The organism is Ruoffia sp. FAM 20857, assembly GCF_045528645.1.
Taxonomy (GTDB): Bacteria; Bacillota; Bacilli; order Lactobacillales; family Aerococcaceae; genus Ruoffia; species Ruoffia halotolerans.
The window spans coordinates 1-21,746 of record NZ_JBGQRB010000010.1; the positions used below are offsets into that span (position 1 = coordinate 1).

Sequence of the window (21,746 nt, forward strand, 5' to 3'; positions counted from 1 at the left end):
AGCCAAGTGAATTCTCCTTTTAGTAATGTATGGTAACTTTATTATATAGGAATTCACTGGCTTTTGTGTACATACAAAAAAAGGTGTCAGTGAGATTTCTCTCACCAACACCAAAAATTCAAGAACCTATTTATTCATAAAATTTTTAGATCAAAAAAGCGATTAGTATCTGAGACTAATCGCTTCTGATTATATGTAATTCTCTTAGTTTTATCTGTTACTAGTATTCTTTGCTATTTTTTGTGCAATTTGTGAAATCGTGAAATTTACTACAAAGTAAATTAAAGCTAACAACCCATATAATACAAACACTTGCGAAGTTGCGGTATATCTTCCCATCAGTATATTCGCTTTACCTAATATTTCTTGTAAGGCGAGTACGGACCATAGGAAACTCGTATCTTTTATCACTGTTACGAATTGTGACATAATCGCGGGTAACATATTTCTAATCGCTTGTGGAAGTATAATATGCCACATGATTTGCGAACTTGCTAATCCTTGTGATTCAGCTGCTTCAATCTCACCTTTAGCGACACTATTTAATCCACCTCGAATAATCTCAGCTAAGGCAGCTGTCGTAAAGATAGTAAAACTTGCAATACCTGCATCTACAGATTTTAATCGGAAAATTAAAAATATTACAAATATCCATAAGATATTCGGTACATTACGAACAATTTCAATATAGATCGTTGCGATCCATTTTAATAATCCTCTTTCCTGATTACGCATTATGGCGAGTATCGTTCCAAATATTGAACTTAAAAATATAGCGATAACAGAAATATAAAGCGTAAGATATAAACCCTCCAAAAGGAAAACCATATTGTTCACTGTAAATAATTCTTGCATTTGTTCCATGAAACTCATTCTGATCCTCCTCTACCTAGTGTAAGCTTTCTTATTCTTCTCTTCTAAACGAATAGATAATTGCGTAAGTGGGAAACATAGTAGGAAGTATAAAAAGGCAGCAAATGCAAAGGCTGGTACGTAATGTAAATTCATCGACGACCAACTATTGGCAGTAAACATAATATCTGCTCCAGAAATAATGGCAATAGCAGAAGTGTTTTTGATTAAGTTTACAACTTGATTTGTTAGCGCTGGTAACATAATCCTGAAAGCCTGTGGTAAAACTATTAACCACATACTTTCCCAAAAAGAAAAACCTTGGGATAGTGCTGCTTCCATTTGTCCTTTTGCCACCGAACCAATACCTGATCTTATAACTTCCGCAATATATGCTGCATGATAAAGACCTACACAAATAATACCAATAATATACGTGTCTAAAACAATCCCTACCATTGGCAAGCCATAATAAACAAAGAATATTTGAATTAATAAAGGTGTATTTTGAAATAATTCTACATAAATACGTGTGAATATTGAAAGTACTTTACTTCTTGATGAAGAACTAATTCCTAAAATCGTTCCTAATAGAAATGCGAATATTAAAGCACAAATCGAAATCCCAATAGTATAAATAAAGGCTTCCATGAAAAGGGGAATGTCTTCAAATAGATCACCCCAACGATACAACGCAAAGGGTCCTTCTTGTAACCACGAGATACCTGATAACACTGACATGCTTTCCCTCCTCTTATTAACCGTAAAGATGTGTGACATATGCATTAAAATACGTCACACACTTTAGGTTATGATTTTAAAATATATTATTCGCTTTCAGAACTAGTTGCTTCAACGCCATTCGTTTCAAGTAATTCAGCTAACGTACCGTCTTCTAACCAACCGTTAAGTAAATCATTTAAATAATTGTGTAATTCATCATTACTTAATTTCGTTGCGATTCCATATTCTTGTGGAGAAAAACCAATATCTAAAATTTGGTTATTATCATCAACATATCCAGCTAAAATTGATTTATCAACGGACATAGCGTCAATCCGTTTAGAAGTTAGGGCTGTTTTTAATTCTGGATAAGTAGCTAATTCACTAAATTTAACTGTGACACCTTGAGCATCAGCTTCCGCTTGAACTAAATCTTTCGTTGTTGCACTTTGAGGAACACCAATTGTTTTTCCTTCTAAACCAGCAAAATCAGTAATGCCATCCTCAGTACGAACTAAAAAGCCAACTTCATCAACAAAATATGGTTCAGTGAAGTTATAAGTTTCCTTACGTTCCGGTGTAATTGTAAATGTCGCAATCACTGCGTCTACTTCACCGTTATCTAATAAAGGTCCACGTGTTTTAGGTGTTACACCAGTAAATTCAATATTATCTGCACTGCCTGTAATCTCTTCTGCGATAAGTTTTGCTAAATCAATTTCAAATCCTTCATGTTCTGTAGTATCAGGGTTTAAGAAGCCGAAATGAGGTACATCTTCTTTAATTCCTACTCTAAACACACCGGCATCTTTAATTGCTTGAACTTGAGCTGGCAGTTCTTCTTGAGCAAAAGCTGTATTAGGAGCGAATCCTCCAAGTAAGGTTGTTCCTAAAAGTGATAATGCAACTAATTTATTTTTCCAGTTTTTCATTGTTTATTCTCCTTTTTGATTAAGCATGTTTAATAATTTTACTTAAAAATTCTTTTGCACGGTGATTTTGTGTTTGAGAAAAGAATTCATCGGGTGTACCCGTTTCAACTATTGAACCTTTATCCATAAAAATAATACGATCAGCAACTGATCTGGCAAAGCCCATCTCATGTGTCACAACCACCATAGTAATATTTAAATGTGACAAATCGATCATTACGTCTAACACTTCTTGAATCATTTCTGGGTCTAATGCTGAAGTTGGTTCGTCAAATAAGATAACCTCTGGATGCATATTTAATGCTCTCGCTATCGCGACACGTTGTTGTTGACCTCCAGAAAGTTGAGCAGGATAAGCATGGGCTTTATCTTCTAGGCCAACCCGTCTTAAATACTTCATTCCGGATTCTTCCGCCTGCTTTTTATCCACCTTTTGAACTTTGATGGGTGCTAAAGTTATATTCTCTAATATTGTTTTATGAGAATATAAATTAAAGTTTTGGAACACCATCGCAACTTTTTGTCGCACTTTCTGAATCGGTGCGTTTTTCTTTGTTAAATTAACATTGTAAACTTCAGCGACGCCATCAGTGACCTCTTCTAAACGATTCATACAACGTATTAATGTACTCTTTCCAGATCCAGAAGGCCCAATAATTACTACTTTCTCACCCTCTTCAATATCCAGATTGATATTTTTTAGTACGTGATTATCTCCGAAATACTTATTGACGTCTTTCATATGTATCATTTTTTCACATCCTTTCTCAAAGCTATTAAAGCTTAATTAGAAGATTATCATAAAAGATTTATTAAAACTAGTATTATTTTTACTTTTATTTAATGTTATTTTTAATTTATCACAAGTTTTCAACTGTTTTTCTTCTGTTTTAATATACGTGTCATGTCATATTATGTAACATGGCTTGCAATAATAAAAAGTTTCAAAATTCTTTATTTAATTGCGTTAAATACTGATTCGAAAGCTATTTCATTCTTTATTTAAATCATAGTAAAAAATTTATACTTGCTCTTATTTTTCTGAATTGTTATATTTCCTAATAATTTTATGATTTATTACAATAATATGTAAGCTTCTTTTTTTAAAAAAAAATAAAAAAATTTCCATATATTTAATATGGAAATTTTTAATTACTTATTTATTTTTAATTTTATTTTATTGAAAAACGATCTGCTAATAACTCTAAAGCTTTGATTCGATTTTCGATTTTTGGCAATAATGGAATGATTAATACTTCATCCGCTTGAAATTGATTTACTAAATGATCCAATTGTTCCTTAACTGAATCAATATCTCCGACAACCATTCTTGTACGATTAGCTTGTACATTCTTTAAATCCTCTTGAGTAAATTGATAATTCTTTGCCGTTTCAACTGATGGAAATTGCTTAAATTCATCAAAGTGGTTTTTACCTAGTAACCAAACATCTAACGCTTTTTGAAGTTCTTTTGCTTCTGCATCTGTATCAGCTACAACGACAAATGGCGAGAACATGACGATTGGTTGCTCTACTGCTTTTGATGCTTTAAATTCACTTCTATATATTTCAGCCGCTTCTTTCCCAACATTCAATTTATCACTGCTTGCATTTGGAAATAAACCAAAAGTCAATCCAAGTCCATTTTTAGCAGCGTTTTTTGCACCTCTAGTACTAGTTGTTAACTGGAACATCTGGGGCACTGTATCGACTTTAGGATTGGCCGTAATATCATTTAAACGATGATCAATGTCATTTGTATCTGTCACGTATTTATATAAATCTTGAATACTTTGATTATAAGGTAATTTTCGCTCTTTCGTTTCATTTAATGCTTTGTTAACTAAATTAGTTCCTAAAGAATTACCGATACCTAAATCAATACGGTTTGGATGAAATGCTTCTAACATTCTAAAGTTTTCCGCCACTTTATATGGGCTGTAATGAGGTATCATCACGCCTCCTGATCCAATTCGGATTCTCTTTGTCGAATCAGCAATATGCATCATTAACATTTCAGGGGAACTACTTGCAAAAGCTGGAACATTATGATGTTCAGCCACCCAATAACGATGAAAACCTAATTTTTCTGCAACTTTCGCTAAGTCAGTGGATTCTTTTACCGCAGTTTGTGCATCTTTTAGTTCATCAATTTGAGCATAATCTAATACACTTAATTTAACCAATGATTTTCTCCTCTCAAATAACTGTTATAATTTATTATTATTACGGTATCATAATTATTATCTTTCTAATAGTGATTACCTTTAAAGTAGTCTACATCATGATTTTGTCTGTTATAGCATATAATATGCACTATGATATAATGACCTTATTAAACTTATGAAGGGGTCGTATCATGTACGTAATTGAACATATTCGAAACGGTGTTGAGGTGTTAGATCATGCTACTCAATTAGCTATGCATATTTATGCTTTAGAAAACATTAAGTTGGATGAATCCTTAGTTTTCCCATACCGACCAAGTGCTTCCGTCCAAATTGGAAAGTACCAAAATACCGTTGAAGAAGTAAACCAAGAATATATATCAAGAAACAATATTGATATTGTTAGACGAGAAACAGGTGGTGGTGCCATCTATATGGATAGAAACCATGCGAATTTTGTTTTTATAATAGACGATCCTTCTACAAATTTTGATGAAAATTTCGATCGTATTTATCAACCAACAATAGATGGATTAAAACAGTTAGGCGCTAAAAATGTCGGCCGTAAAGGTCGAAATGACCTTGAAATTGATGGTCAAAAGGTTTCCGGTGCAGCTGTCACTATTCAAAAAGGTCGATTATATGCGGGCTACTCTCTTCTACTAGATATAGATTTTGATGCTGTTGAAAATGCATTGCGGCCAAATCGCAAAAAAATAGAATCTAAAGGGATTAAGTCAGTGCGACGTCGTGTTACACCAATTCGTTCACATCTAGCCAAGGAATATCAAGATATCACAGTGGAAGATTTCGAAAAAACTATGTTAATGCATTTGTGTGGTGTTAATCATCCCGACGACATTAAGTATTACCGACTATCTGAGGAAGAATGGGCTGCCATTGATAAGATTGCTGAAGAAAAATTCGCTAATTGGGATTGGAATTATGGTAAATCGCCCCGTTACGATTATAATGCTGATGGCCGATTTGAAGGCGGAACGGTATCATTAACGCTTAGTGTAGATAAAGGGAGAATTCAAAAAATCCGTATTTATGGGGACTTTTTTGGAAAAGCTGATATAAAAGATATCGAAAATACTTTAATCGGAACACGTGTTGAACGTAAAGAATTATTAGAAGCTCTTACACCAATTGAACTTAATGAGTATTTTGGTAAGATTACAGCCGAAAATATCATTGATTTGATTTTAGAACAATAAACAGTATAAAACATAGTAAAAAGAGGCTATATCCAACGATACAGCCTCTTTATCTTAAATTATGTATTCTACTCTAAGAAATCTTTTAATTGCTTAGAACGGCTTGGGTGGCGTAATTTACGCAATGCTTTTGCTTCAATTTGCCGAATACGTTCACGTGTCACGCCAAAAACTTTACCTACTTGTTCTAAAGTGCGAATATTCCCGTCATCTAAACCAAAACGAAGACGTAATACATTCTCTTCACGATCGGTTAATGTATCTAGGACATCTTCCAATTGTTCTCTTAATAAAGAACTTGAAGTAAATGCTTCTGGACTCATAGCCCCTTCATCTTCAATGAAATCACCTAAATGAGAGTCATCTTCTTCACCAATCGGTGTCTCAAGGGAAACAGGTTCTTGAGCAATCTTGAGAATTTCACGGACTTTTTCAGTCGGTAAATCCATTTCGGCACCAATTTCTTCTGGAGTCGGTTCTCTACCTAAATCTTGTAATAATGTTCTTTGTACACGTACTAATTTATTAATAGTTTCTACCATATGTACAGGAATACGAATTGTTCTTGCTTGGTCAGCAATCGCTCTTGTGATTGCTTGACGAATCCACCACGTAGCATAGGTAGAGAATTTAAATCCTTTATGGTAGTCAAATTTATCAACAGCTTTCATTAATCCCATATTACCTTCTTGAATTAAATCTAAGAAAGACATACCACGCCCAACATAACGCTTTGCAATCGATACAACTAAACGTAAGTTTGCTTCTGCTAATTCTTGTTTAGCTAAGTCATCGCCATCTTCAATTCGTTTTGCAATGGAAACTTCTTCATCTGCTGTAAGTAAATCAACGCGTCCAATTTCTTTTAAGTACATACGAACTGGATCGCTTACTTTGATTTTAGATACAGCTGCTGAAGACGCTGTTGTTGACTTGTCCCCTTCTTCTGCTCGTACCATTTGTTGTTTAGTTGGTCCACCATCGTCACCAACGACCGCAATACCACTATCTTCAACTTGTTGAATTAATTTATCAATAGCATTTGCATCCAATTCGTATGGACTAGCAATTGATTTTGTTAATTCATCATAATGAATTTGACCTAACGTTCTCTTTTCAGCAATTAATTGTTTCGTTGCTTGTTCTAACGTAAGTGATAACTCGTTACTTCTTTCTTCTTTTACATGCTCTTGTTGAGGATCTTTTTGCTCGATTGTTTTTCCATCTTGCTGTTGTTGCTGTTCTTCTTGAACTTGATCTTTTTCAGTCATATAAGTAAGCCCCCTAAATTTCTTTAATCTGACGCGTTAAATTCATGATTCTTGTTAAAGTATGATTCATTTCTGAATAATCTTGTTGTTTTTGATATTGAACAACTTTCTTTCTTAATTCATTGATCTCTTGTTGAATAAATTCTTGCTGTAAAACTTTGAAGCAATCATCTAACAGTTGTCGAGTAAAATCGAATAATTCTTGTTCCCACATTAACGAAGTTAAAAAATGACTTACTTGGGTATCGTTTATTCTATCAATGATACCAGTGAGTGGCAAATGATTTCCTTCGTAATAATATCGATCTAGCTCAAAAAATGCTTTACTTGTAAAATCATGAAAAAATACTGGAGGATTACTTAATTCTTCCATATAATCCCATGCCTCTTCGAAATAAATCAAATAGAATATAATTTGCTTTTCACTATTAAATGCTCGTTTTGATTTAATTTGCAAAGCAGATTCTTGTGTTATAAATTGTTCATTTGAAAAACTAGCTTGAGGTGGTTCCACACTATTATATTGCTCAGTGGGTTGCTTGTAATTATTCGGTCGAATATCACGAGCACGATTGACCTGTTCGGTAATGATTGCCTCCGAAAGATGATACTCATTCACTAAATCATTAATTCTTAATTGTTGTTCAATAGGTGATTTGATTTGGCTAATTAATTCGATAACTTTTTCAATATATTGTGCAAGTTCATATTCATCGTTTAAATTGTAATCTTTCTTAAAAAAATCTCGATTAAACTCAAATTGTGAAATGCTTTGATTAATTAATTGTTGGAAACTATCTTTCCCGTGTTCCTTAATCCATTCATCAGGATCAAGTTTATTAGGTATCTGAATTGCTTTGATTTCTGCATTCGTTATACCTTGAGCTGTCTGAAAAGCTCGACTCGTTGCTTTTTGTCCAGCATCATCGCCATCAAAGGCAAAAATTAAAGTGTTCGTCATTTTACTTAATTGTTTTAAGTGATCCTCCGACAAACTTGTCCCCATCGAAGCAACCACATTCTCATATCCTGCTTGATATAAACTAATGACGTCCATGTAACCTTCTGCAATTAACACTTTATTCTGATTGCGAATGGGTAATCTAGCGTTGTCTAAATTATAAATTAACTTACCTTTTTTAAAGATATTTGTCTCAGGTGAGTTTAAATACTTGGCCGACTTTTCACTATTCTCTTGAAACACACGTCCAGAAAACGCTACAACATCTCCTCTACTATTACGAAGAGGAATCATAATTCGATTACGAAAACGATCAATTAATTCACCAGAGTCAGCCATATAAAAAATACCTGAATCTACTAGCTGTTCGGATGTAAAACCTGCCTTTTGTAAATATTGGACTAATAATTGTGAGTTATTTGGCGCTAAGCCAAATTGAAACACTTCTAACACTTCTTTTGTTAGCTGTCTTTGAATTAAATAATCAAAAGCTTCTGCACCATTATTTGTGCTCATTAAGTAGTAGTGGTAAAAATCATTTGCTTTTTCGTGTATATCATATAAATAACTAAATTCTTGCTGCTTTGAAGGTTGAGCTTGAATATATTTTTCATCAACCGTAATATTCGCAAACTCAGCTGCTTTTGCTACAGATTCAGTAAAAGAAATACCTTCAATTTCTTGTAGAAAACCAAAGATATTCCCCCCTCTCCCACAACTAAAACACTTATAAATTTGCTTCGGCTGTGAAACTGAAAAAGAAGGATTGTTATCCTCATGAAAAGGACATGAGGCCATGTAGTTTGTCCCACGCTTATTCAATTGAACATATTGTCCAATAAGTTCGACGATATCAACATTACTTTTAACCTCGTTGATAACTTCCTCTGGAATATAACTCAATTGAAATCACCTCTATTATTTCGAGTTAATTAGTGTAACTTTTGCTTGGTTTTGCCATGTATAACAGAATCGCACCGATAATAAATTGCACAATTAGAGCAAACAATCCTTTTAAAGAATCGCCTGTTATCTGCGCTACAACTCCTAAAATAGTCGTTCCTAATACGGAAGAGAACTTCCCGAAAATATTATAGAAACCATAAAACTGATTACTTTTCTCTCTAGGAATAATCTGACCAAAGTAAGAGCGACTCAAACCTTGAATTCCACCTTGAGCCGTTCCGACTAGCACAGCTAAAATCATAAAATCGGTAAATGAATCTAAACTTAATCCGAAAATACAAATAACTATATAAGTAGCAATACCAACAAATAACATTGTTCTAGTGCCAAAACGTCTAGCTAAATACCCGTACATAATAGAACATGGGAATGCTACGATTTGAACGACTAGCAACATGATGATAAGTTCATTTGCTGATAAGCCTAAATCTGTACCTACTGAAGTGGCCATCGCAATGATTGTTCCGACACCATCTATATAAAAGAAATAACCAAGTAAAAACAAATAGATATGTGGATATTTCTTTAATTCTTTTACAGTAGCAGTTAATGATTTCACCGTCGTTTGAATAATACCTTCAGTTTTTTCTAAGTAATTCACTTGATTTACATTCTTCCAATATGGAATTGTAAAGATAAACCACCATGCAGCTGTAAGGAAGAATCCAATATTAACAGTGACATTCGCAGGAAATATCCCTGTTAATTGGAACACCATAAATATTAAAAAGGGAAATACGCTACCGATATAACCTAAACCAAAGCCAGTTGAACTGACTTGATCTAGTCGTTCCGGTGTTGTTACATCCATAATCGAACTATCATAGAATATATTAGCTACGTGAAAACCAATTGAAGAAATCGTATAAACAACTAATAATAAAAACCAGTTACCATTTCCAATAAACATCATTGAAAATACAGCAATTATACCTAAGAGTGTTGAAATAGTGAATAAAGGTTTTCGATACCCTTTATAATCAGCACTCGTCCCAAGAAAAGGGGCTAAAACAGCTGTTAGAACTGTTGCAATCGCATTGGTATATCCAAGGTAAGCTGTTGAGTCTGCCCCACTTATACCTCCTGCATCCGCAACAGACTTATAAAAAATTGGGAATATAGCTGTTGTTATCATTAAGGAATAGGCTGAGTTTGCCCAATCTTGAAACATCCAACTCCACTCTGCTTTATTAAACTGACCTTTAAGTTGTTTAAACATTGTATTCTCCTGTTCTCTTGTTAGTTGATTTGACTTTCAATTACTTCCCAAATATCTTCTTTCCCTTCGGCTGTTTCAGAAGAGAATAAAAACAATGCATCACTCGTTGGTAATTCTAACTTTTTAGTGTACATCGAAATATGTTTATTTCGTTGGCTTCTTTTAATTTTATCAACTTTTGTTAAAACAATCGCATATGGAATGTCTAATTCATCAGCAAATTCTTTCATTTGAATGTCTAATTCTGTCGGTTCATGACGAAAGTCCATTAATAACAAGAGAGTTACTAAGTTGTCTCGGTTTGTTAAGTATTCAGTTATCATTTTAGCCCAACTAGCACGATCAGTTTTGGATACTTTCGCATACCCGTAACCAGGAACATCTACAAATCTGAACTTATCATCCATATTATAGAAATTTAACGTTTGAGTTTTCCCTGGTTGCCCAGATGTTCTAGCTAAGCCTTTTCTCTCAATTAATGTATTAATAAATGAAGATTTACCTACATTGGATCTTCCTGCTAAAGCGATTTCTGGTTTATCCATAGATGGATACTGTTCAAGCTTTACTGCAGTTATTTCGAGTTTTGGATTTTGTACTTTCATATTATGCTGCCTCGCTTTTATGAAATTTTTCGATTGTCATTACTATAATATTCAGGTTTATGCGCACCTTCGACATTTTCCTTCGTAATAATTATCTTAGCGATATCTTCACGACTCGGCACTTCGTACATAATTTCTAACATCACATTCTCGATGATTGATCTTAAACCACGTGCACCAGTTCCGCGTTCAAGCGCTTGTTGAGCAATTGCTTTTAATGCCTCTTCTTCAAATTCAAGTACTACATTATCCATTGATAATTGTTTTTTATATTGTTTAACAAGTGCATTTTTTGGTTTTGTTAGAATTGAAATTAAATCTTCTTCTGTTAACTTCTCTAAAGCTGCTGTGATAGGGATACGTCCAATGAATTCTGGGATTAATCCGAACTTAAGTAAATCTTCAGAAGTTACTTGTTGCATTAAACTTTTCGTTTCATCAATTTTTCCAGTTGTTTTACCAAAACCAATGACTTTACTGCCTAATCTTTCTTTTACAATCGTTTCGATCCCATCAAAGGCACCCCCAACGATGAATAAGATGTTCTTAGTATCTAATTTTAAGAATTCTTGATTTGGATGTTTGCGTCCACCTTTAGGAGGTATATTTGCTTCTGTACCTTCTAATATTTTTAATAAGGCTTGTTGGACACCTTCACCACTGACATCCCGTGTAATTGAAACATTTTCACTTTTTCTAGATATTTTATCAATTTCATCAATGTAGATAATACCTTTTTCTGCACGTTCAATATCATAATCTGCGGCTTGAACTAATTTTAATAGAACGTTCTCAACATCTTCCCCTACATAACCTGCTTCAGTTAGTGTGGTTGCATCAGCAATCGCAAATGGAACATTTAATGTTTTTGCCATTGTTTGTGCTAAGAAAGTCTTACCTGATCCTGTCGGCCCAATTAAAGCGATGTTACTTTTTTGTAACTCCACTTCATCATCAACCATCATATTCTGGTTCACTCTTTTATAATGATTATAAACAGCAACAGAAAGTGATTTTTTAGCTGCATCTTGTCCGATAACATAATCATCTAAAACGTCTTTAATTTCGCTAGGAATTAGCATTTTTACAGGTTCATGAGTTCTTTCACTTTTCAGTTCTTCATCGATAATGTTTTTACATAATTCGACACACTCATCACAAATATATACATCTGGTCCTGCAACAATTTTATTAACCTCATCTTGTGATTTTCCACAAAATGAACAATAGAAATTAGTCATATCCGATGTTTTTTTTGCCATTTATTATCCTCCTTAATTTTCTTTAAAAATATAAATAACATCAAAAGAGAGGGATGCAAAGAAGCCCCAAATTAAACACTAGTGACTCTTGCAATCCCTCTATAATATTAATCTTTAATCCTTATTATCTTACTTTTCTTCTGCAGAGTCAACAATGATGCTCATTGCTTTTTTCATCTTGATATCTGAATCTAACATGTCGTCAGATACAAATCCACGAACTTGGTCAACTTCCATACCATATTGTTCAGCAAGAGATTCTACTTCTCCTTCTTTTTCTTCGTCGCTTACTTCAAGGTTTTCAGCTTTAACGATAGCTTCTAATACTAAGTTTGTCTTAGTACGTAATTCAGCTTCTTCTTCGAATTGATCATGTAAGTCTTGAGATGTTGTACCAGTAATTTGGTAGTACATTTCAGGTTGAATACCTTGACGGCTTAAGTTATTTAAGAAGTAATCCATTTGACGGTGAATTTCTTCATGAACCATTGCCCATGGAACGCCACCTTCAACTTCTGCATTGTCAACAGCTTGGCGTAAAGCTAAGTCTTCAAAGATGTCTTTAGCTGCTTGTTGTTTTTCTTCTTCTAATTGAACACGAATTTTGTTCTCTAATTCTGCTAAAGTTTCAACTTCGTCATCAACGTCTTTAGCGAATTCATCATCTAATTCAGGTAATTCAGTAGCTTTAACTTCGTGTACTGTTACTTTGAACACAGCTTCTTTACCAGCTAATTCTTCAGCTTGGTATTCTTCTGGGAAAGTAACATTAACATCTAAGTTATCGCCAGCTTTAGTTCCAACTAATTGCTCTTCGAAACCAGGAATAAATGAATTTGATCCTAATTCTAATGAATGATTTTCTGCTTTACCACCATCGAATGCTTCAGTATCTACGAAACCTTCGTAATCGATAACTACAGTATCTCCTTCAACCGCTTCTGAATCTTTAACAACTAATTCAGCTAATTTCTCTTGGCGAGATTTGATTGCGTTTTGAACATCTTCATCAGTTACTTCAGTATCTTGTTTTTCTACTGATAATCCTTTATATTCACCAAGTTGAACATCTGGTTTTAATGTAACCTCTGCTTTCATTACCCAAGGTTCTTTTTTACCGATTGTTTCGATATCAAGTTTTGGTTGTCCAACCACATCTAAACCTGCTTCTTTAACTGCAGCTTCATATGCATCTGGTAATACAGCGTTTAAAGCTTCATCATATAATGCTTCTTCACCATATACGTTTTTAAAAATCTGACGTGGAACTTTCCCTTTACGGAAACCTGGAACTGATACAGTTTTTTGTACTTTTTTAAAGGCTTGGTCTAATCCTTTTTTTACTTCCTCTTGAGGAATTTCAAAAGTTAATGTACCTTCATTGCCTGTTGTTTTTTCAAAATTTGTAGTCATTAAGTTAACCCTCCAACACTTCTTGTTTTACATACCTTTGTATTCTAACCGAAAATTGCCCTTTTGTAAACTGTTTTACTCAATAATTCGTACAGATATAGCCTATGCAAATCTTTTTTCCATATAATATCACATATTATTCATGTTTCAACATGTAACTTATGATAATATACTATCTATGTTTGAATAATTGTTTATTATTTTTGTCAATTGGATTAATTTTATGTTTTATCTCTATTTTACCTATCTAACAGTTTAATTATTAGTTATAATGAAAAATAGTGATAAGGAGTGACATCATGGTGAAATATCCAATGGGACATGGTCCTAAAAAACAAATCAAATTAAAACGAAACAAGAGAATAAACTATGGAAGTCGAGGTATGTCTCTAGAAGAACGCTTGAATAAAAGTAATGAGTATTACCTGACTCATAACTTAGCAGTCATTCATAAAAAACCCACTCCGATTCAAGTTGTTCGAGTGGATTATCCAAGACGAAGTGCTGCTCGGATCACAGAAGCATATTACCGTCATGCTTCAACGACGGATTATAATGGCGTATATCAAGGCAAGTACATTGATTTTGAAGCGAAGGAAACTAAAAACAAAACAAGCTTTCCTTTATCTAATTTACCAGAACATCAACGAGAACACATGCTTTCTTGTTTAGATCAAGGCGGTATCGCCTTTTTAATTGTATCTTTTAGTGAATTAGATGAAATTTATTTACTACCTTATCAATACATACATCAATATATAAATAATAATGACAAACAAAGTCTAACTTATGATTTTATCAAGGAGAATGGGTATGAATGCCCTACTGGTATTTTTCCGATGATTGATTACTTAAAGGCTCTTGATGAATACTTGTTAGAAAATAATTAAAGTTACTTTGTAGAAAGGATGTCGTAAATGGCAACTGGAAGTCGTGTAGAACGCAAAAAATATAGAAATAAAAAAAATAATAAAGGAAACAAAAATAAACGCAATCGAAAACCGAAAAAAATCGTCAAACGAATTTTCATTTTACTCATTATGCTATTTTTCATTGCTGTCATTGGAGGAGCGGGGGTTTTCGGCTATTACGCAATGAATTCTCCTGAAATTAGCTTCAGTGATTTGCAAGGTCAAGTTTCGAGTAAGATTTATGATAAGTCTGGTGACTTAGTTAAAGAACTTGGAGGTCTAAATAAAGATGTCATGGAAGCATCGGAAATCCCACAAGTATTAGAAGATGCGGTTATCGCTATTGAAGATACTCGTTTTTATAATCATAATGGCGTTGACCCGATAAGAATTGTTGGTTCACTAATTGCAAACCTTCGAGCTGGAGGAATTGTTCAAGGTGGTAGTACTATTACTCAACAATTAGTAAAACTATCTGTATTCTCAACTGATTTCCAAGACCAAACATTAGAACGTAAATCTCAAGAAGCTTGGCTCGCAATGCAGATTGAACAAGAATATAATAAAGAGGAGATATTAACTTTATATTTAAATAAACTATTCTATTCAAATAATGTCTATGGTGCCAAAACAGCTGCTAAAGAATTCTTCGGAAAAGATATTCAAGAAATTAATTTAGCTGAAGCTGCCCTTTTGGCTGGTCTTCCTCAAGCACCTTCTAATTATGATCCTTATACAAATCCTGCTGAAGCTAAAGAACGTCGAGATTTAGTATTAGCAGTTATGTTAGATCGAGAAATGATTTCCCAACAACAATATGATGAAGCTGTTAATACGGCGATTGAATCAATGTTAGTTCCCTTATCTAACAGCTCAACAAATAAAGTTGATTTAGTCATTGATGCTTACTTAGATGTTGTCGCACAAGAAGTGCAAGATAAGATGAACATCAATATCTATACTGATGGCGTTGAAGTCTATACGAATATGGACTATCAAGCTCAAGAAAAACTTTACGATACAGTGAATAATAATGAAGCGGTTGTCTTCCCTGATGATCAAATGCAAACGGCTGCTTCTATTGTAGATGTGGATAATGGTCAATTAGTGGCCCTGATCGGTGGTCGTAAACAAGAAGTTGCGATGGGCTTAAACCGTGCAAATACATTGAATCGCTCAATTGGTTCAACTATGAAACCTTTATCAGCCTATGGACCAGCCCTAGAATACTTAAACTTCTCTACAGGTACATTGGTTGTTGATGAGCCGTATACCTATTCAAGCGGTCAAGAATTTTATAACTATGACTTTGAATATGAAGGTAATATGACACTTCGTGAAGCTTTAGCCGGCTCACGTAACATTCCAGCTTTAAAAGTACTTCAAGCTGTTGGATTAGATAATGCCTATGCCTTTTTACAAAAGATGGATATCAATATCCTCAATGACAACAAACGTGAATTAGTCGAAGCGAATGCCCTAGGTGGAGGTATTACACCTATTCAATTATCAGCAGCCTATGCTGCCATCGCAAATTATGGTGAATACAATAAGCCATATACGGTGAATCGTGTTATTACTTCTGCTGGTACTGAAGAAATATTCGAAACTGAAACGCGTCAAGCAATGAAAGATACTACTGCTTATATGCTAACAGACATTCTCAAAGGTGTGCCTGGTGTATTTGCTAGTAGTTCTGATATTGAAGGTATTTACCATGCTGGTAAAACTGGAACAACGAATTATACAGAAGATCAGTTAGCAGCTCTTGGTTTAGACCAAGGAACATATGCTGCTCCTGATGGTTGGTATGTCGGAATGAGTCCTCAGTATTCAATTAGTTCTTGGGTAGGTTATGATAATCCAAATGAACCTGGTAATTACTTAACGCTTGAAGAAACTGCCATTCCTCAGCATATCTATCGTGAAATGATGACTTATCTAATGACTGATGTACCAGTAACAGATTGGGAGAAACCAGAAAGTATAGTTGAAGTAGAAATTGAAAAATATACTGATCCAATTTTATTACCGGGACCATATACTCCTGCAGAAGCTAAATCGAACGAATTATTTATTAGAGGTCAGGAACCTACAGAACAATCACTCGCTTATGGTCGTTATATTAATCCACCAACTGGATTTTACGCAGAATATGATCAAGAGAATAAAGTAATTAATGCTCAATGGGGGCCATTGACTGAATCTGGACAGTTCGAATTATCTGTAAACGGACAAGTTGTTTACACCGGAACGAATACTGCATTCCAAATTCCTGCAGAAAGTGATGGAGAATATGTCTTAAGATTACGAATCGTTGATGGTAATAGTAGTTCTGACGTGATGGTTATTACACTAACGCTAACAACTCAGGAAGATTCTTCCGGGGATGAATCTGAAAGTGAAGATGAGACAACTTCTTCCGACGATGAATCAGAAGAATCTACACCAGAAGGAACAGAGACTGAATCTGGACCAAATGGGAATGAATTACCTGAAGAAAATTCAAGTGTTTTCAGTACAGAATCTGAATCAGAAAATAATCCATTGTAACAAAAAGAGTGAATGAGAATAAAAATCTCATTCACTCTTTTTTTGCGTTTATGGTGACAACCATCGACCAATTTGTTGGTCGGAATGATAAACAGCCTTATCTTTATCTTCTTCACTTACTTCAAGGTCACTTAAACTTTCCGGAACCAAATATGATTCTAAAAATATTGAGGATGGATTAATAAATCCAATAGTTTCAAACTGTTGATCATTTAAATGATATTGAACTCCTACTCTATGTGGTTCATTGACTTGATCAGAGAAACTTAATAGACGTTGAGAAGTATAGTATATATTTCCTTTAGCTTCTATATAATAATATGTACCATCACTCCCCTTGTATTCAACCTCTTCAGTTAATTGTTCTGCATCGTAAAATGGGAGTGCCTCAAAATATTTCTTCATATATCCTTGCTTATAAAGTGACAGTTCCGAATAGGAATAAGGAAAGTCAAAAAATATTTTCTTCTCATATTTGCGATTAGCAGCATTAATATAACTATTCAAAGAAATCATTACATGATGTTCTTCGTACCCTCGGTAGACAAACACACCTGTTATAAACCAGAAAATAATCGTTACTAAAGCGATAACTTGTACGATTCTTTTTTTAATATAAGCAATTGAAGCAAAAAATATTATACCTAATACGCAACTGATTGTGACAAAAATCCACATATCATTAAAATAAAACTGTTCCATTGCAAGCCATTGTTCAAACATTTTGACGTCCCCATTCTAAAGTCATTTAATTTATCTAGTATAATTTTATAACTATATGATATAATAATTCACATAATAGTTATAAGGAGTTAAATAATGAAAAGTAGTTATACTAATAATAACGCAAGAAGACTAGTTATTCTAGGTCTATTTATTGCATTAATCATCATTCAAAGTTGGGTACCCTTCCTTGGCTTTATTACCATTGGGCCAATTGCAATGACTATTATTCCCATTACGGTAATATTAAGTACATTGTGGCTCAGTACTAGAGATGGTATGATTCTAGGCCTAGTTTTTGGTTTAAACTCACTTGTTCGTGCATGGCTTATTGGTAATCCGGTAGAAAGAATGATCTTCACGTCGCCTTTAGTTAGTGTTTTACCACGAATTCTTATGCCACTTCTTTTAGGTTTATGTATTAAATATATTCTTGATCGTTTTTCTGATTCTACTAAAGGTGCTGTTGCAGGCTTCATTGGTAGCATCTTAAATACGATTCTAGTTCTTGGCGCTATTGGAATCTTCAAACCTACAGAATATATTGGCGCCATAGATGGCGCAAATGTCAGTCAATTATGGCCGATTTTATGGGGAATTGTTACGGCCAATGGTATTCCAGAAGCGATTTTAGCAACAATTATTACACCCATTATCTTCATAGGGGTTAATCGCTCAAGACGTTAAAAAACAGCTTCAAAGTGATTTCACTTCGAAGCTGTTTTTTTATACGTCTTCTAAATATTCATAGCATTTCTTACTTCTAGCAGTACAGTAATATCTTCCGAATAGAACTAACAACTGATGTGCATGGCTCCAATATTTTTCAGGTAATTTTTCCATTAATATCTTCTCTACTTGTACGGGTGTAGCATCTTCAGGAACGATGTTTAATCTCTTGCATACTCTTTCAACATGAGTATCTACTGCAATCGCTGGTGTATCAAAAACAACTGAAAGTACAACATTTGCAGTTTTTCGTCCTACTCCAGAAAGTGACATCAAATCTTTACGGTTATCAGGGATCTTCCCATCAAATTTATCAACAATATCTTTAGCAGCACTTACTAAATACTTCGCTTTATTACGGTAAAGTCCAAGTGTTTTAATGTAGGGTTCAACTTCCTGAGCTGTGACTTGACTCATTGATTCTGGATTTGGAAAAGCTTCAAATAAGGCAGGTGCTATCTTATTCACTTGTTTATCTGTTGATTGTGCACTTAACATTACAGCAACTAGCATGTGGAAGGGATCATCATAATCTAATTCAGATTTTGCATCTGGAATTAATCGATCCATACGGTGGATAATATCAAGTACTTCTTCTGAATTTAATGTCATATGTCTCTCCTATTAATTGTTGTCCCAGTAATTAAGTGGTATTTCGATATGCTCATATTGTGAATCATCCACCATTTGTGAATTATTCTGATTATTTCGCTTCTCAAATCGCTCAATGTCCCTTTGAGCTTCTTCTGCCGTTCGAATATTTTTCTTTTCCCAATTGAGTAAAATACGATCAATGTATTTTAAACTCAATGCTTGGTTTAAAACTGCTTGTTTTAAAGCTAATTGAACTAATTTTTCATCGTATTTAGATATATTTACCCAGTCATTTAAGGTTTCTAACTCAATCTGTGTCAACTGTCTTCCAAATTCTTGTTCAAATGATGTTACAATATTTAATCCTTCATTTTTGGGAGTAGAATGGTTCTTTTTCGTATATTGTGCGCTCTGAGCACTTTGTTGGAAGTTTATCTCATCTAACTTGTCGAATAATGGTCTCAAAGTATAATGATCAGTTTGTTTGCCTTCATTATTCGGCACCAATTCGATTTCTAGGAAATCTTTATTCATAAGTTGACTTAATGTATCGCTCACTTTATGACTACTCCAACCAAGATTAATGGATATACGGTTCATATCTTCAGATAATCTTCCTCGATTGATTTGAGAAAAAATATATAATAATAAAACCATTTGATCCCCGGTTAATTCAAGCTGATGGTATTGATCAAAAAGAATATTAGGTACCGACGTAAAACCGTCTTTAATCCAATCATAAGCCGTGCTTCTCATATCATCTTTAACTCCCTTCTATTAAAATTTTCCCTATAAACGCATAAAAGCCATCTGAAAATGGCTTTTACACAATAAATAATTTGTCTTATGGATATAAACGGTTTAATAATCTTGGGAATGGGGCTGTTTCTCTTATATGCTCAATTCCAGATAACCAAGCCACTACACGTTCAAGACCCATTCCAAACCCACTATGTGGTACGCTACCATAACGTGATATATCTAGGTACCATTGGTAAGCATCTAAATCTAAACCAAATTTAGTAATGTTTTCTTTCATGATTTCGTAATCATTCTCACGTTCTGAACCACCAATGATTTCACCATATCCTTCTGGAGCAATCATGTCGGCACATAAGACTGTACGAGGATCTTCTGGATTAATCTTCATGTAGAATGGTTTAATTGCTTTTGGATAATTAACAATAAAGATTGGACGATCGTATTTACTAGCGATAAATGTTTCATGAGGTGAACCAAAGTCGTCTCCCCATTCAATATCATCGAAGCCATTCTCCGTTAATAATGCAATGGCATCAGTATAAGATACACGTGGGTAAGGTAATTTCGTATATTTTTCTAACGTAGCAACATCACGTTCTAAAGTAGATAAAGCTGAACCACAATGATCAATCACATTACGTACAATAAAAGCAACATACTCTTCTTGTACTTTTAAGCTTTCCTCATGATTGTAGTTTGCCATTTCAGCTTCCATCATCCAAAATTCAATTAAATGACGACGTGTTTTTGATTTTTCTGCTCTAAACGTTGGTCCAAATGAGAATACTTTACCAAAAGCCATTGCTGCAGCTTCTAAGTATAATTGACCACTCTGTGATAAGAATGCATCTTCATCAAAGTATTTAGTATGGAATAACTCAGTTGTACCTTCAGGAGAGCTTCCTGTTAAGATAGGAGGATCCACTTTAATAAAACCACGATCATTATAGAATTCATAAGTTGCTCGAATAATTTCATTACGAATTTGCATTATAGCATGTTGTTTTGATGAACGTAACCATAAATGACGGTGATCCATTAAGAAGTCTGTTCCATGATCTTTAGGTGTAATTGGGTATTCATGACTTTCACCAATCACTTTAATCGATTCAACTAACAGTTCATAACCTAAACTTGAACGGTCATCTGTTTGGATAACACCTGTTAATTCGACACTAGTTTCTTGTCCTAAGTGTTTAACTAACTCAAAAGTCTCTTCGCCTACTTGGTTTTTTAACACGACACCTTGGAAGTACTCGTGTCCATCGCGTAATTGTAGGAATGCAATTTTCCCACTACTTCTTTTGTTTGTAACCCACGCATGAATTTTTACTTGTTTATCTATATAGTCGCCTGCTTGGCGCATTGTAATTGTATCCACAATATTCCCCCTATAATCTTAAATATTAGCGATAGTTTGAATCCATTCGCCATTTGACGCATTAATATAATAATACGATAGTGTATTATTATCAGCTTTAAATGAAATCTCCCAAACGGGTTGCTTGCCCATCATCCCAAGACGTGGTCGTAATAGTTTCGTTGGTTCATTTTCACTGAGTGTAATTGATAAGGCATCTTGATGAGATATGATATCTTGAGAAGTATAATACTGAATATCTCCTCCGTCTTGCGTAATAATTGCATATATTTGATTTCCATTTTCATCTGTAAAATCTAGTGTGAAGTAAGATTCATCAATAGTTACCCAATAGAAATCGTTAACTTCTTCGACAGTATGATCTAAAGAAACTAAATCAACAGTTTCCTCTTGAGCTTGCACCATCGAACCCATACTTTGGGAATAGATAAATAATAATGCAATAAGTACAATTAACAATATAATTGTTAATCCTGATACTACTTTACGGTTCAACGTTTG

Annotated in this window: 20 protein-coding genes; 4 read left to right on the forward strand and 16 right to left on the reverse strand. The window is 34.0% G+C overall.

Features of this window, described 5'->3' with window-relative positions; translation table 11 throughout:
* Positions 1 to 210: 210 nt before the first annotated feature.
* From ACEN4N_RS03565 to ACEN4N_RS03585, 5 genes are all read right to left on the reverse strand, one after another.
* Positions 211 to 855, reverse strand: a complete 645-nt coding sequence (locus tag ACEN4N_RS03565) for an amino acid ABC transporter permease (protein WP_407090644.1) — start codon at positions 853 to 855, stop codon at positions 211 to 213.
* Positions 856 to 885: 30 nt separating this feature from the next.
* Positions 886 to 1,593 (reverse strand): amino acid ABC transporter permease, encoded by a 708-nt coding sequence (locus tag ACEN4N_RS03570; protein WP_407090642.1) that lies wholly within the window; start codon positions 1,591 to 1,593, stop codon positions 886 to 888.
* An 86-nt stretch (positions 1,594 to 1,679) separates the two neighbouring features.
* Positions 1,680 to 2,507, reverse strand: coding sequence for a transporter substrate-binding domain-containing protein (locus tag ACEN4N_RS03575; RefSeq protein ID WP_407090641.1), 828 nt, complete (start codon positions 2,505 to 2,507; stop codon positions 1,680 to 1,682).
* A 19-nt stretch (positions 2,508 to 2,526) separates the two neighbouring features.
* Positions 2,527 to 3,258 (reverse strand): amino acid ABC transporter ATP-binding protein, encoded by a 732-nt coding sequence (locus ACEN4N_RS03580; RefSeq protein ID WP_407090640.1) that lies wholly within the window; start codon positions 3,256 to 3,258, stop codon positions 2,527 to 2,529.
* Between the two features lie 421 nt (positions 3,259 to 3,679).
* Entirely contained in the window at positions 3,680 to 4,693 is a 1,014-nt protein-coding gene (locus ACEN4N_RS03585; RefSeq protein WP_407090639.1) for an LLM class flavin-dependent oxidoreductase, read from the reverse strand.
* Positions 4,694 to 4,866: 173 nt separating this feature from the next.
* On the opposite strand from ACEN4N_RS03585, the gene ACEN4N_RS03590 reads away from it, so the two are divergent.
* Complete coding sequence (locus ACEN4N_RS03590) at positions 4,867 to 5,895, forward strand: lipoate--protein ligase (protein WP_407090638.1); 1,029 nt, start codon at positions 4,867 to 4,869, stop codon at positions 5,893 to 5,895.
* Between the two features lie 68 nt (positions 5,896 to 5,963).
* On the opposite strand, the gene rpoD is transcribed toward ACEN4N_RS03590, so the two are convergent.
* The 6 genes from rpoD to tig form a co-directional block, all read right to left on the reverse strand.
* On the reverse strand, positions 5,964 to 7,166 hold the full coding sequence (gene rpoD, locus ACEN4N_RS03595) for an RNA polymerase sigma factor RpoD (RefSeq protein WP_407090637.1): 1,203 nt from the start codon (positions 7,164 to 7,166) through the stop codon (positions 5,964 to 5,966).
* Positions 7,167 to 7,179: 13 nt separating this feature from the next.
* A complete protein-coding gene (dnaG, locus tag ACEN4N_RS03600; protein WP_407090636.1) occupies positions 7,180 to 9,030 on the reverse strand; it encodes a DNA primase in 1,851 nt (616 codons plus the stop codon).
* A gap of 25 nt (positions 9,031 to 9,055) precedes the next feature.
* Positions 9,056 to 10,312: an MFS transporter gene (locus tag ACEN4N_RS03605; protein ID WP_407093719.1), complete on the reverse strand. Its 1,257-nt coding sequence runs from the start codon at positions 10,310 to 10,312 to the stop codon at positions 9,056 to 9,058.
* 20 nt (positions 10,313 to 10,332) lie between these two features.
* The gene (yihA, locus tag ACEN4N_RS03610) at positions 10,333 to 10,917 is read right to left on the reverse strand and encodes a ribosome biogenesis GTP-binding protein YihA/YsxC (RefSeq protein WP_407090634.1); all 585 of its coding nucleotides are present in this window, start codon (positions 10,915 to 10,917) and stop codon (positions 10,333 to 10,335) included.
* A gap of 17 nt (positions 10,918 to 10,934) precedes the next feature.
* Positions 10,935 to 12,179 carry an ATP-dependent Clp protease ATP-binding subunit ClpX gene (gene clpX / locus ACEN4N_RS03615; protein ID WP_407090633.1) on the reverse strand — a complete coding sequence of 415 codons (1,245 nt, stop codon included), beginning with the start codon at positions 12,177 to 12,179 and terminating at the stop codon, positions 10,935 to 10,937.
* A gap of 129 nt (positions 12,180 to 12,308) precedes the next feature.
* Complete coding sequence (gene tig / locus ACEN4N_RS03620; RefSeq protein ID WP_407090632.1) at positions 12,309 to 13,592, reverse strand: trigger factor; 1,284 nt, start codon at positions 13,590 to 13,592, stop codon at positions 12,309 to 12,311.
* Positions 13,593 to 13,888: 296 nt separating this feature from the next.
* On the opposite strand from tig, the gene recU reads away from it, so the two are divergent.
* Both recU and ACEN4N_RS03630 read left to right on the forward strand, forming a co-directional pair.
* Entirely contained in the window at positions 13,889 to 14,482 is a 594-nt protein-coding gene (gene recU, locus ACEN4N_RS03625; RefSeq protein WP_407090643.1) for a Holliday junction resolvase RecU, read from the forward strand.
* Positions 14,483 to 14,509: 27 nt separating this feature from the next.
* Positions 14,510 to 17,056, forward strand: a complete 2,547-nt coding sequence (locus ACEN4N_RS03630) for a PBP1A family penicillin-binding protein (protein ID WP_407090631.1) — start codon at positions 14,510 to 14,512, stop codon at positions 17,054 to 17,056.
* Positions 17,057 to 17,104: 48 nt separating this feature from the next.
* On the opposite strand, the gene ACEN4N_RS03635 is transcribed toward ACEN4N_RS03630, so the two are convergent.
* Entirely contained in the window at positions 17,105 to 17,779 is a 675-nt protein-coding gene (locus ACEN4N_RS03635) for a hypothetical protein (RefSeq protein ID WP_407090630.1), read from the reverse strand.
* A gap of 96 nt (positions 17,780 to 17,875) precedes the next feature.
* Between ACEN4N_RS03635 and ACEN4N_RS03640 the strand changes: the two genes are divergently transcribed.
* On the forward strand, positions 17,876 to 18,466 hold the full coding sequence (locus ACEN4N_RS03640; RefSeq protein WP_407090141.1) for an ECF transporter S component: 591 nt from the start codon (positions 17,876 to 17,878) through the stop codon (positions 18,464 to 18,466).
* A 39-nt stretch (positions 18,467 to 18,505) separates the two neighbouring features.
* Here ACEN4N_RS03640 and nth read toward each other — a convergent pair whose 3' ends face one another.
* The 4 genes from nth to ACEN4N_RS03660 all read right to left on the reverse strand — a co-directional run bounded on the left by nth (position 18,506) and on the right by ACEN4N_RS03660 (position 21,740).
* Entirely contained in the window at positions 18,506 to 19,120 is a 615-nt protein-coding gene (nth, locus tag ACEN4N_RS03645; RefSeq protein WP_407093720.1) for an endonuclease III, read from the reverse strand.
* Positions 19,121 to 19,132: 12 nt separating this feature from the next.
* On the reverse strand, positions 19,133 to 19,858 hold the full coding sequence (locus ACEN4N_RS03650; protein WP_407090137.1) for a DnaD domain-containing protein: 726 nt from the start codon (positions 19,856 to 19,858) through the stop codon (positions 19,133 to 19,135).
* Between the two features lie 88 nt (positions 19,859 to 19,946).
* The gene (asnS, locus tag ACEN4N_RS03655) at positions 19,947 to 21,230 is read right to left on the reverse strand and encodes an asparagine--tRNA ligase (RefSeq protein ID WP_407090147.1); all 1,284 of its coding nucleotides are present in this window, start codon (positions 21,228 to 21,230) and stop codon (positions 19,947 to 19,949) included.
* 33 nt (positions 21,231 to 21,263) lie between these two features.
* Positions 21,264 to 21,740, reverse strand: a complete 477-nt coding sequence (locus ACEN4N_RS03660) for a PepSY domain-containing protein (protein ID WP_407093721.1) — start codon at positions 21,738 to 21,740, stop codon at positions 21,264 to 21,266.
* Positions 21,741 to 21,746: the final 6 nt, after the last annotated feature.

Coding starts and splice junctions, on each gene's coding strand:
- yihA (WP_407090634.1), bottom strand. CDS start 10,917: ATGAAAGTACAAAATCCAAAACTCGAAATAACTGCAGTAAAGCTTGAA.
- tig (WP_407090632.1), bottom strand. CDS start 13,592: ATGACTACAAATTTTGAAAAAACAACAGGCAATGAAGGTACATTAACT.
- ACEN4N_RS03565 (WP_407090644.1), bottom strand. CDS start 855: ATGCAAGAATTATTTACAGTGAACAATATGGTTTTCCTTTTGGAGGGT.
- clpX (WP_407090633.1), bottom strand. CDS start 12,179: ATGGCAAAAAAAACATCGGATATGACTAATTTCTATTGTTCATTTTGT.
- ACEN4N_RS03570 (WP_407090642.1), bottom strand. CDS start 1,593: ATGTCAGTGTTATCAGGTATCTCGTGGTTACAAGAAGGACCCTTTGCG.
- ACEN4N_RS03590 (WP_407090638.1), top strand. CDS start 4,867: ATGTACGTAATTGAACATATTCGAAACGGTGTTGAGGTGTTAGATCAT.
- ACEN4N_RS03630 (WP_407090631.1), top strand. CDS start 14,510: ATGGCAACTGGAAGTCGTGTAGAACGCAAAAAATATAGAAATAAAAAA.
- ACEN4N_RS03635 (WP_407090630.1), bottom strand. CDS start 17,779: ATGTTTGAACAATGGCTTGCAATGGAACAGTTTTATTTTAATGATATG.
- ACEN4N_RS03580 (WP_407090640.1), bottom strand. CDS start 3,258: ATGATACATATGAAAGACGTCAATAAGTATTTCGGAGATAATCACGTA.
- ACEN4N_RS03650 (WP_407090137.1), bottom strand. CDS start 19,858: ATGAGAAGCACGGCTTATGATTGGATTAAAGACGGTTTTACGTCGGTA.
- ACEN4N_RS03605 (WP_407093719.1), bottom strand. CDS start 10,312: ATGTTTAAACAACTTAAAGGTCAGTTTAATAAAGCAGAGTGGAGTTGG.
- asnS (WP_407090147.1), bottom strand. CDS start 21,230: ATGCGCCAAGCAGGCGACTATATAGATAAACAAGTAAAAATTCATGCG.
- rpoD (WP_407090637.1), bottom strand. CDS start 7,166: ATGACTGAAAAAGATCAAGTTCAAGAAGAACAGCAACAACAGCAAGAT.
- ACEN4N_RS03575 (WP_407090641.1), bottom strand. CDS start 2,507: ATGAAAAACTGGAAAAATAAATTAGTTGCATTATCACTTTTAGGAACA.
- nth (WP_407093720.1), bottom strand. CDS start 19,120: ATGACATTAAATTCAGAAGAAGTACTTGATATTATCCACCGTATGGAT.
- ACEN4N_RS03640 (WP_407090141.1), top strand. CDS start 17,876: ATGAAAAGTAGTTATACTAATAATAACGCAAGAAGACTAGTTATTCTA.